We start from the raw sequence: 11,071 nt of genomic DNA on the forward strand, positions 1-11,071 counted from the left end.
ATACTTTCTCCGTTATGTTTTCTTGTATTTTCTCCTTGTAGCCAGTCCACCTCTTATGTGCCGTTCCGCTTTGTTTAACATAAGTACCTCATTTACCGCATGATAGAGCTGCTTATTGATTAACGGCAGTCTATCCTGTAAATCTTTATGAACTGTTGATTTGCTGACACCATAGCGGATAGCAGTCTCCCGTACAGTCGCTTTCTGCTCAATGGTATAATTGGCCAGCTCAATAATTCTCTCCTCCATATATGGATGCATAACAGGGCCCCCAAGCTTGTTTTTTCTAGTATATTCCTGTTTGTCCCCTTATATGTCAGAAGAAAAATGCTGTTAAAATCCTTCCGTACGTCTTATCTTGCGAAGCTTATTCCGTTTTACGGCTCCGTCCCATTCTGCCTGCTGGACTTCTGTTTCCAGCTTCAGTCCGGGCACCTTAATCGGCCTTCCGTCCTTATCGATTGCCACATATACAAGATATGCTCTGTTAATGGGTTTTCGAAATCCGCTAAGGTCCTCCAGATAAGTATCTACTCTTATCTCCATTGAAGTATTTCCCACATAGGTTATTTTACCCCGCAGCACCAGGGTATCATTTATAAAGGCACCGGCCTTAAATTGCAGATTATCGATTGCTGCCGTTGTAATGTTGCATTCCGCATGACGCTTGGCTGTAATTCCACCCACAATATCAATCCATTCCATAAGCTGCCCGCCAAAAAGCCTTCCGCTTCCGTTGATGTGGGCAGGCATCAGAAGGTGAACCTGCTCTGTCAGAGATTCCTCTACCGTTTTTGCTTCTTTCATATATATTTCCTTCCCGATGGTTTTTTCATTTGTTCGTTTATTGACTGACCCTTCTCTTTTACAGTAGCTAATCCCTTCGCTTTTGTCAAGGGGCTCAGATGCTATGTTTACGGGAAACGAAGGAAGGAAGTTTATGGAAACGGACGATGACCAAGGAGGTTGCTTTGAAGTTTTGTTCGCGAGAACCCTTTTTCCACTAAAGCGGCAGAAAACGTAACTGGCAGGTAAACCAGTGCCAAACTCGCTGTAACAATTATGGCTGTGTTAGTTCTCGAGCTCAAACAGTGGCGCTGTTTACCTAGTCACGTTTCCTGCCGCTTAAGTGTCATAAGGAACCTCTTGAGACAAAACTTCAAAGCAACCTCCTTGGTCATCTGTGTATATACATTATTTTTCTCATGCGTTTGCCGTGATGCTATGTATTACAAAGCCTAGAAACAGTTAATGGAAAGGCACCAGGAAAAGTCCTGCCTTACGTAAGGCAGGACTAGGGAATTGATTTGGACTTCGTTGTTCGGAAACCTTTATTCTACTAGAGCCGCAAAAAAGCAGCTGGCAGTCAAATCTTCCGGACAGAAAGAGGCCTGTAATTCTTTTCCAGGCATAGTTTTCAATGTACCATGAAAAAGCGTTACAGGCCCTTCCTTATTCGTATAAATAGAAGGATGGTACGAAAAGTATGGTCTGAGGATTTTATTAAATGGCTGAAATAATATTATTCTGAAAATAACGGGGTGGATAAGTATCTTTCACCTGTATCAGGAAGCAGTACAACAATAGTCTTGCCTGCATTCTCAGGGCGTTTTGCAATCTGAACTGCTGCCCATGCGGCTGCACCGGAGGAAATACCTACCAGGAGGCCTTCTGTTTTCGCAATTTGTCTTCCTGTAGCAAATGCATCTTCATTATCAACAGGTATGATTTCATCGTATATCTCTGTATTTAATATTTTGGGTACAAAGCCTGCGCCAATACCCTGAATTTTATGAGCTCCCGGAGTTCCCTTGGATAATACGGGGGACGCACTGGGCTCAACGGCAATTATCTTAACGTCCGGATTCTTGCTCTTTAAATATTCACCAACACCGGTGATGGTTCCGCCGGTACCGATACCTGCGATAAAGAAATCGACCTTACCGTCCGTATCTTCCCAGATCTCAGGTCCCGTAGTCTTTCTGTGGACTTCCGGATTGGCTTCGTTAATAAACTGACCTGGAATAAAGGAATCCTGAATTTCCTTTGCCAGCTCATCTGCCTTTGCTATAGCACCGCTCATACCCTTGCTGCCTTCGGTCAATACAAGCTCTGCTCCATAGGCCTTTAAAAGATTTCTTCTTTCAATGCTCATTGTTTCAGGCATTGTCAATATAATCTTATATCCTCTGGCTGCGGCAACAGATGCTAAGCCAATACCTGTATTTCCGCTGGTAGGCTCAATAATGGTAGCTCCGGGCTTTAATAATCCTTTTTCCTCGGCATCATCAATCATTGCTTTGGCAATTCTGTCCTTTACACTGCCGGCAGGATTAAAATATTCCAATTTACCTACTATTGCTGCTTTTACCTCATTTTCTTCACTGAATTTTTCAAGCTCCAGCAACGGTGTTTTTCCGATTAAATCTGTAAGGCTTTTTGCGATCTTTCCCATAACTTATTCTCCTTTATATTAAATTTATTATTGTTCTTTTGCTAACTAACTATAATCTATCACAGGTGTATTTATTTGTCAACAATTTTTTATATATATCATATATGTTTACTAGGAATTGACGATTTGGATTTCTAGTTAACCTCAGCTTTCGCTTATGTATATTTGTGGTATAAAAATGCAATGTAGTGACTTTCACGGAGCTGAGTGTATTTTTATATCACAAGTATACATTCAATAAACATGGCATTGACTTACTTGAATCATTAATAAAAGGTAAAAAAATAACTGCCTTTTGCAGTTTAAATTCTTTTGTATTTTACTTTACCTCTTTAGTCGTTATAGACATCTCTCCAGATAACCAATGTAAGCTTTCCCTGAACTACCGGAACATATTCATACCTTTCTTCCCCTTTTAAGACCAGAGGCACCTGAAAATCATAATCCGCCATCAATTCAAGCCTTCCAATCAGTTCTCCCTTACCTGCTCCATAGCCCATCCGGTTTAATTCCGGCGGCAGGCTGCTTAGGGTAAGCTTATACTCCGTACCTGTTCCAGGCTTGTCTTTGCCAGCCCAGGGCTTTTCCTTTCCCATACCGGAATCGGCTTTTCCCGGCTCGGCTTTTCCTGTTCCAGCCTCCATTTTCTCCCCAGCGGACACATCCGCCTCTTTTCTTTTCATTACAAGAAGGGTTTCCTGAACATCTTTTGCCCTGCTTAGTATCCGGTATTCTGCCCGAAAGTTACTGATATCTTCCGGTAACAGCTTCCGGAACTTTTCAGGAGATTTTACCTTAAGACTGCCGACCCCTAAGCTTTTATTCCCTGTGACAAACCGCCAGTACAGAGGGTCCTTTGTTAATTTTAAAGTAACCTCGCAGGGCTTTAATTCTATCGGCTTACCGGTGTTATGGGCAGATGTATTTTTTAGGTGAAAGCCCAGGGATACCTCTCCTCCCTGTAAAAGCTTATCAAAGGAAATCCCTTCCGTACCATCTACGGTAAGCCCCTTGTCCTCCCTCTGAAAATAAGCAAACAGATTTTCATCCTCGAACCGGATTACCGGATCTTCTCCTTCCTTTTCAAAGGACAGGCCGGATTTCTTCTCTGTGCTGGTATCCGCCCCTAAAAAAGGCAGCATAAAGATAAGGAAAAGCAAGGAGAGGCTCATAAACCGCTGTTTATATCCCGTCATGTTCCCTCCTTTCTATCAGATTTTATAACACAGTATTAATTACCATATTATTACATTTCATTATATAGAAAGCAGGTGCATATTACAAGCAGAATACCCTGTATCCGTTCGACGGCTCCCCCTATATAGCAAGGAAAGCCTCCAGAAATCTTTTTCTTTCTTAATATCCCAACATTTCTTTGTCTAATACTACAGTAAATGGTCCGTCGTTGAGCAGCTCTATCTTCATATCCGCTCCAAACTCCCCCGACTCCACGCGCCCATACTTTTCCCTGCAGCTAATCATAAAATACTCATAGAGCTCCTTTGCCCTGGCTGGTTCCGCAGCATTCAGGAAATTGGGCCGGTTGCCCTTCCTGCAATCCGCATAAAGGGTAAATTGGGATATTACCATGATGTCTCCATTAACATCACTTAGGGAAAGGTTCGTCTTTCCTTCTTCATCGTCAAAAATTCTTAGCTTTAAAATTTTGTCCAGGTATTTATCCGCCGTCTCTCTTGTATCTTCCTTTCCTATTCCGAGAAGCAGCAGATAACCCCTGTTTATGCTGGCCTTTACTTCTCCTTCTATAGTAACCGACGCACGCTTTACCCTTTGTATTACCACCTTCATAGCTCTTTCTCCTCTTACTGTCTCTCCATTAATTTTTTCTTAATTTTTTTCTTAATTTTTCGAAATATCTATAAAGAATCCCTGAACATTGTTGTTATCTTGTCCTTCCTATGCTATAATGCCAGTATTGCAATTGTACTACAATTAAATAACAATTGGAGGCTTTCACATTGAAGAATTTAATTCATAAATACAAGCATGCCTGGGTCCTGTCTTATTTTGTTATTTATATGGTATGGTTTTTCTATCTGGAAAGAAGCGTTACGAAAAATTTTTATACCGTCCATATTAAGCTGGATGACATGATTCCTTTTAATGAATGGTTTTTAATTCCATATTTACTATGGTTTTTGTATATTTTTTCCACCGTATCTTATTTCTTCCTTACTTCAAGAAGTGATTTTTATAAGCTTACGGCTTTTTTATTTATCGGAATGACAATATGCCTCATTATTTATACCATATGGCCCAACGGCCAGGATTTAAGGCCTAATCTGGATGCCTTAGGCAGGGACAACGTATTGATTGATATTATCCGGCACCTCTATTCAACGGATACGGCTACGAATGTCTGCCCCAGTATCCACGTGTTCAACTCCATTGGCGCTGCCATTGCCATCAATAAGAGCGAAGCTCTGAAAAAGAAAAAATGGCTGACTATAGGCTCTGTTATACTAACCGTATTAATTTGCATGTCTACAGTATTTATAAAACAGCACTCTGTCTTTGATGTATTTATGGGTACCCTCCTTGCAGTTGTTATGTACCTGGGAGTTTATGTCTGGGTAGGAAGTAAGCAGGCTGCTAAAGCCAAGGAAAAAAAGCTTTCTGCGGAATTTTAACTCTGCAGAAACAATTTATCAAATATAATTTCATACCGTTCTACCTTAAAAATCTATGGGCCAGCATCAGCTGAACCCATAGATTTTTCTTGATATCCGATATCCCATCTCAACGATTTTTCTTCCGGCCTTTCCCGGCAGATTCATGGACCTGCCCAGTGCCTTGTTATGAATTATCTTATAGAGCCTCTTATTATTCTTCTCTAAATAATCCCAGAGCTCTTTTTTCTTTTCAAGGCTCTCGGGGGTGTTTTCCTTAATGAGGAAAACAGAAGAAATAGTCATCATCATGGTCAGGTATTTTATCATATAGTTCTTAAGTTTACGGTTTCTGATTGCCATAATGTCTTTATAGTCAATCATAATCTTTGTAATGTAAATCTGCTGGTCTATTCTTTTTATCATATTCTTTTCATTTACCGACTGGTCATCCCGGCCAATAAAATAACGGTATAGATTCACATCCAGATAATACATGGTTCTGACATAGGGCAGAGGCTGGTATACGAAGATATTATCCACATAAAAGGTGTGGCTTGGAAGCTTTAATCCACAATCCTTCAGCAGCTTGGTGCGGTAAATGGCCGCATGCATAATAATTTGCTGGCTCTGCTTAAAGTACATGATATCATTCCAGGTAAATACCCTGTCCTGGGGAAGGGCTGTTTTATAATCCATTACTTTGTGTTTGTTAATGCTTGGCTTCTCATACACATAATTGGCAATAAATAAGTCTACCATCTTACCATCCGCTACCAGACTTCTGAGAGTTGATAAGACCTTTGCAAGAGCTGCTTCATTTACCCAGTCATCACTGTCCACTACCTTAAAGTACAAGCCGGTAGCAGCTGCGAGTCCAGTATTTACAGCCTCTCCATGGCCCCCGTTCTCCTGATGGATTGTTTTTATAATATCCGGATAGCGCTTTGCATAGTTGTCCGCTATGGCAGCGGTGTTATCCCCTGATCCATCATTTACTATGATAATCTCCATCTCATCCTTTCCGGTTAAAAGGGTCTTAATGGCGTGCTCCATATATTCCTGCGAATTATAGCATGGTATAGCAACACTCAGCAATTTCATAATTACCTCTCATTCTGCCGCCTATTGCGGCATGCCCGACATCGGCATAAATTCTGATGAAAGGACCGTTAACAGGTTCCTTTCCAGTGAAAGACTTTTCTTTCATATAAAATTCTCAAAATCCTGCACTACTATTCTTATTATATAGAGTTTGTTAAAAACATCAATCTGGCAAGGCAATGTTAATAAAAATTAATATTTTACCGCCTTATTACTCCGGCAGGTAGGTAAAGAACATATCTCCCGCATTATCAAACATCTTTCCCGCATCATTCAGACCTATCTTCATAGTTCTTCCGAGGTCCGGATCTATGACAGTGATATTGTACATATCATAGCCGACGATTAAGACGGCCTGATTTTTACTCTTCATGCCTATTACCGGCTGGTTTCTGTTCAGGTAATAGAGAGCCTGGTCCAGTGTGACACCTGAAATATTAAGATAGGAACCGCCAAGCTTTTCCTTTAGCATCGCCGATAGCGTATTTTCCTTTGAATTGGTATCCTCATATCCTTTTTTGTAGCTGCTCAGCATGGTCGTACATGCCCTCAGGCTGTCACCATGGCCATAAATCGGGCTGATACCGGATAAGCTTAACTGGGAGCTACGTATACCCCTTTCCCAAACGACCTGCTGGCTGTCACTTACAACAGCTCCTGCAAGATCATAGGCTTCCTTCACTGCCTCTCCCGCACTGTCATAAGAGCCTGTGACCTCTCCCCTGGCATAGACGATATAAGGCGGCAATGTCAGTATGGAGTCCTTCAGCCTTAGAGTGGTATCCTGGGTTATGATAGTATTTCTCGTCTTTGACAAGGCCGGCAGCTTATCCATGGTAAAACTGCCGGGAAGAGAAACATAGTATTCTGTTAAGGTCTTTTCCGTTACCCTCTCGGTGACGCGGAATACCTGATAGCTTTCCGTTACACGGTTCAGGATATAATCATCCGCAGCACTTTCATAATCACCGCCAGCACCCTTTTTCTCTCTCTTTAAGGTTATGATATTACCCTGGGTCGATGCTCCGGTTACATAATATCCGCTCTTTTTATATTCCTTTAATACCTTTTTATCTTTATCCGATATTTGAATTTTATACAAAAGAGTCAGTAGGGTTCCGTCAGGTGTTGTGGTATAGGCATTACTTTTTCCATATCCGTAGATAAGATTGTCATCGATTTTCCCCAAAAGATTGATAATCCCGCCATCCGGTGCCTTAAGGCTGTCCTTCCTGCCGGTCTCTAAATCCAATATGGTGATTTCCGTAACATCCTTTTTCTCCTGGGCATTTTCCCAGGCAATGTAATGCTTGCTAACATCAACGATATAATTCTCTTTTTTAACATTTTCTGCAATAACGTCCATATTATCCGTTATCAGGTTATAGGAATATATTTTATTGTTCAGGATAAAGTAAAATATCTGCTGGTTATTTACGTAGCTGAAGCCATCCAGCTCTTCCTTGAGCAGCTGGTAGGTTATATTCATGGGAATGTATAAAAGCTCTTCTATGCGGTTTTCTCCGCTGTAATAGCGGTAAAATATCATGCCCACGGAGCCTTCATAAGCACCTCTGTTCATATAGCCGTAGACCATGAAATCAATGTTGCCGTCATCGTCCATCTTAAGTATCTGAACATCATGCTCCCCGTAAATATCCCTTATATAATCCGTATCATCCTGCCGGAAGGAAAATACTCTTGCCATTTTATTCTCTGTCAGATTGTAGTACCACAATTCGCCCATTCTGGCAAAGGCAAGCTTGCTGTTCTTACTGTCCGTTATATAAGCAATATCCGGGTCCGTTGTAATTCCCAGCTTAAACTGGCTTTTTGCAAGGCTGGTAAGCTTTAAATCAAAATAGGATTCCATGGTTCTGTCGTAATTTAACAAATACATTCTGGTGTTGGTATACCTTACCCGGTAAAATTCCTTCACCTGATATAATTCCTCACCGGATTCCGTTTTGGCCTTTATGCTGTAATTTAGTGTTACGGAGGCTGTATCGGAATTGATTTCATCTATCGTTGGAATAACCGGCCCCACCACCTCAGGATTCAGGCTGCCCCAGGTTATAAGGTCGAAGCTGGAGCGGATATCCACATGCGCCAGGGAAGTACTGTCCGCACTGCTGTCAGGCTCCAGATAGGCAATAATATCTGATGCCTTCTTCTTGTCCATGATAGAATTATGAAAGTTCATGATAAAGTCAAGCTTTTCTGTCAGATAGGAATTGTCCACTTTCTTGACTCTGGTATAAAAATTCATCTTCTTGCTTTTACTTGTTACAAGTGTAACCTTCACAGCATATTCTTTTCCTGCCGTAAGCTCTGTTTTCAGCTTAATGTGGGCAGTCTTATAATCTCCTTCCTTCTCCAGGGCATTTATGGTATCCGTACTGAGAAGGCTGTTATTCGCTGTATCCCTTAATTCATATATAACACGTTTTACTTCGTTTTCTTTTCCGTCAATCAGCAGATCAAAGCTTTGATTGGAATCCAGAGGTGTAACGGCCTCTCTTACAAGACTGGCATCCAAGTTGCCGCTGTATCCATGGAGGAGATTGCACTCCTTGCCATCCTGCCTAATCATTATTACCGGAAAGGAGGTTTTCCCCATGGCAACTGTCCCCTGAGCCTGATTTATTTCCTCTTCTATATCCTTTGAAAAATAGTAAAGAGCTCCCATAAAAATAAATAAAAGAATAATACTACGGTAAATGTGCTTTAGCATATATCCACTTCCTTACTACCCTGCCAGGACAGATGGTTTAAAAGCAATTCATACAGCTTTGGTTTAACCTGTAGGAATTCTGTCAGTCGTTCAAAATCTTCCAGCTTTTTGGCTGCCTGTATACTTGCTGGCTGCATACTTGCAGCTAACCTGCCGGCTGCCCGTTCGCTTGCATCAGAATCCTTTCTTTTTACCCCTCGGATCAATATATTCTTTGGCGTATGCTCCATATCAATGAACTCCAGAACCTGAGTCTTATAGCCTGCGGCTTCTAAAAGCTGGGCTCTTAATCCATCCGTTGCCAGGGCTGCTATTCTTTCCTTTATAAGCCCGTATTGCAGGATTGGATTTAATATATCATTTTTAATCTGCTTATTTAGCTCATGCTGACAGCAAGGCACTGACAGAATTACCTCAGCCCCCCACTTTACAGCCTTATATAAAGCGTAGTCCGTTGCCGTATCACAGGCATGAAGGGTAACTACCATATCCACCTTGTCAATGCCCTCGTAATCTGCTATATCTCCTACTAAAAAGTTCAGCCTGTCATAGCCGTATTTTTCAGCCAATGCGTTACAGTTGGCTATTACTTCTTTTTTCAAGTCCAGGCCTATAATACGTACGGAGTACCCCTTGACTGTCTTCAGATAATAATACATCGCAAAGGTCAGATAAGACTTTCCGCAGCCAAAATCAAGCACAGTAAGCTCTCTGTCCTTCTTAAGGGCAGGCAGTATATCTTCAATAAACTCCAGAAAGCGGTTTATCTGTCTGAATTTATCGTATTTCTCTCTTATGACCTTCCCTTCCTTTGTAATAACGCCAAGGTCATATAAAAAGGGGACGAAGGTTCCTTCCTGTATAATGTAAGCCTTATCACGGTTATGGGAAGTATTTTTTACAACCGGCCTGTCAGCCTCTCCCGCTCTTACCGTTTTTGCTTTCAGGGTTTCCTTTCCCTTGCTGCTGATCAGCAGTGTAATCTCCTTCTTCCGGTTTCTTAACAGGAGCTGCTTCATTACCGGACCCATCCACTGGTCCACGAGGCTTGTCAGGGTGCTTTTATCCACATTCTTATGAAATACCTGATTATTTCTATATTCGCATACCTGGTACAGTTCCTTTTCCTTTATCGTAACAGGCCGTACCGTTATCTTATTTATGTCACTGCCCTTTATCGGATTACTGATTATCATATCCGTAAAATCTATATTCAGATTTTCCTCTATAATGGATAAATTATAGTTTTCCATCTTATACCTTAACCTCTTTCAACTGCTTTCTAACCATATTTCCTTATCATATTGGTGCTGCAACCATTGTATCATAATGGATAAAATATTCCTACTATTTTTATTTTTTTAAGGTGAACGGCTGGAACATAGCTGCATATATTAGTTACAAAATGATATTGCATCTTAAAGGAGGATCTAATGAAATATTCTCGTCCAGAATATTCGCCTTCCAATAATCCTTACGGTAAGTCCGGTATTCCCAACTATACTACTCAGCCGGTAAATGATTCCGCCAATGGTAACCCCGCTTTTATTGATTCCATTTATTCGGATCTTTTGGGAACCAAATCATTCATGAATTTAAGCTATACCGGAATCTCCCCATCGGATTTTGATAGAAAGGTAAATTCTTTACAGGATACCTTCACGACTTCCACCATTCCTTCTGGCGGTACAGTTCCGGGAAACCCTGTACCTTCTCAGCCTGGGACTACCTCTCCATTTTTACCCACATCACCAATAACCTTACCCGGAACTATGCCCTCACCTACGGGAACAACTAATATTATTCCTCCCGGAACCATTCCGGTTATACCGTCCAGGCCCAGTACACCAAGGCCAACCCCTCCTGTTACCTCGCCGAACACATTCGGGCCAACCCTTCCAAGGACCACTGCTCCAGGTACCAGACCAGGCCTGCTTACTCAGCCTACACTGCCTATATCACCTACCAGGCCCACAATGCCTACCCTGCCGCTTACGCCCGGGATGAACACAATGCCGACTATGCCCGGCAGAACCACGATGCCGACTACACCAGGAATGAGCACAATGCCTGCAAGACCTAATACGCCGACTATGCCCGGTATGAGCACAATGCCTGCAAGGCCTATGATGCCTACTATGCCAGGCA

Annotated in this window: 9 protein-coding genes and 1 pseudogene; 2 read left to right on the forward strand and 8 right to left on the reverse strand. The window is 41.8% G+C overall.

Annotated elements, in window-relative coordinates; genetic code table 11:
* Positions 1-12: 12 nt before the first annotated feature.
* From spoIIID to dtd, 5 genes are all read right to left on the reverse strand, one after another.
* Positions 13-261, reverse strand: a complete 249-nt coding sequence (spoIIID, locus tag BUB77_RS25025; protein ID WP_073279906.1) for a sporulation transcriptional regulator SpoIIID — start codon at positions 259-261, stop codon at positions 13-15.
* Positions 262-333: 72 nt separating this feature from the next.
* Positions 334-807 (reverse strand): acyl-CoA thioesterase, encoded by a 474-nt coding sequence (locus BUB77_RS25030; RefSeq protein ID WP_073279907.1) that lies wholly within the window; start codon positions 805-807, stop codon positions 334-336.
* 715 nt (positions 808-1,522) lie between these two features.
* Positions 1,523-2,455, reverse strand: coding sequence for a cysteine synthase A (gene cysK / locus BUB77_RS25035; protein ID WP_073279908.1), 933 nt, complete (start codon positions 2,453-2,455; stop codon positions 1,523-1,525).
* Positions 2,456-2,787: 332 nt separating this feature from the next.
* Positions 2,788-3,651, reverse strand: a complete 864-nt coding sequence (locus BUB77_RS25040; RefSeq protein WP_073279909.1) for a hypothetical protein — start codon at positions 3,649-3,651, stop codon at positions 2,788-2,790.
* Between the two features lie 160 nt (positions 3,652-3,811).
* A complete protein-coding gene (gene dtd / locus BUB77_RS25045; protein ID WP_073279910.1) occupies positions 3,812-4,264 on the reverse strand; it encodes a D-aminoacyl-tRNA deacylase in 453 nt (150 codons plus the stop codon).
* A 170-nt stretch (positions 4,265-4,434) separates the two neighbouring features.
* On the opposite strand from dtd, the gene BUB77_RS25050 reads away from it, so the two are divergent.
* Entirely contained in the window at positions 4,435-5,106 is a 672-nt protein-coding gene (locus BUB77_RS25050) for a phosphatase PAP2 family protein (RefSeq protein ID WP_073279911.1), read from the forward strand.
* Between the two features lie 66 nt (positions 5,107-5,172).
* Here the strand turns inward: BUB77_RS25050 and BUB77_RS25055 are convergent, their stop codons facing one another.
* The 3 genes from BUB77_RS25055 to BUB77_RS25065 form a co-directional block, all read right to left on the reverse strand.
* Entirely contained in the window at positions 5,173-6,189 is a 1,017-nt protein-coding gene (locus BUB77_RS25055; protein ID WP_073279912.1) for a glycosyltransferase family 2 protein, read from the reverse strand.
* A 211-nt stretch (positions 6,190-6,400) separates the two neighbouring features.
* Positions 6,401-8,923, reverse strand: coding sequence for a hypothetical protein (locus BUB77_RS25060; RefSeq protein ID WP_073279913.1), 2,523 nt, complete (start codon positions 8,921-8,923; stop codon positions 6,401-6,403).
* Complete coding sequence (locus BUB77_RS25065; protein ID WP_073279914.1) at positions 8,917-10,176, reverse strand: class I SAM-dependent methyltransferase; 1,260 nt, start codon at positions 10,174-10,176, stop codon at positions 8,917-8,919. The genes BUB77_RS25060 and BUB77_RS25065 overlap by 7 nt, the downstream gene beginning before the upstream one ends.
* 180 nt (positions 10,177-10,356) lie before the next feature.
* Here BUB77_RS25065 and BUB77_RS29630 point away from each other — a divergent pair.
* Positions 10,357-11,071: pseudogene (locus BUB77_RS29630) on the forward strand (hypothetical protein); the annotation flags it as partial.

The sequence above is a fragment of the Anaerocolumna jejuensis DSM 15929 genome (assembly GCF_900142215.1).
Taxonomy (GTDB): Bacteria; Bacillota; Clostridia; order Lachnospirales; family Lachnospiraceae; genus Anaerocolumna; species Anaerocolumna jejuensis.

Bases quoted from the DNA above. Each gene is read 5' to 3' on its own strand.
- BUB77_RS25060 (WP_073279913.1), bottom strand. From the start codon at position 8,923: ATGCTAAAGCACATTTACCGTAGTATTATTCTTTTATTTATTTTTATG.
- cysK (WP_073279908.1), bottom strand. From the start codon at position 2,455: ATGGGAAAGATCGCAAAAAGCCTTACAGATTTAATCGGAAAAACACCG.
- spoIIID (WP_073279906.1), bottom strand. From the start codon at position 261: ATGCATCCATATATGGAGGAGAGAATTATTGAGCTGGCCAATTATACC.
- BUB77_RS25055 (WP_073279912.1), bottom strand. From the start codon at position 6,189: ATGAAATTGCTGAGTGTTGCTATACCATGCTATAATTCGCAGGAATAT.
- BUB77_RS25030 (WP_073279907.1), bottom strand. From the start codon at position 807: ATGAAAGAAGCAAAAACGGTAGAGGAATCTCTGACAGAGCAGGTTCAC.
- dtd (WP_073279910.1), bottom strand. From the start codon at position 4,264: ATGAAGGTGGTAATACAAAGGGTAAAGCGTGCGTCGGTTACTATAGAA.
- BUB77_RS25040 (WP_073279909.1), bottom strand. From the start codon at position 3,651: ATGACGGGATATAAACAGCGGTTTATGAGCCTCTCCTTGCTTTTCCTT.
- BUB77_RS25065 (WP_073279914.1), bottom strand. From the start codon at position 10,176: ATGGAAAACTATAATTTATCCATTATAGAGGAAAATCTGAATATAGAT.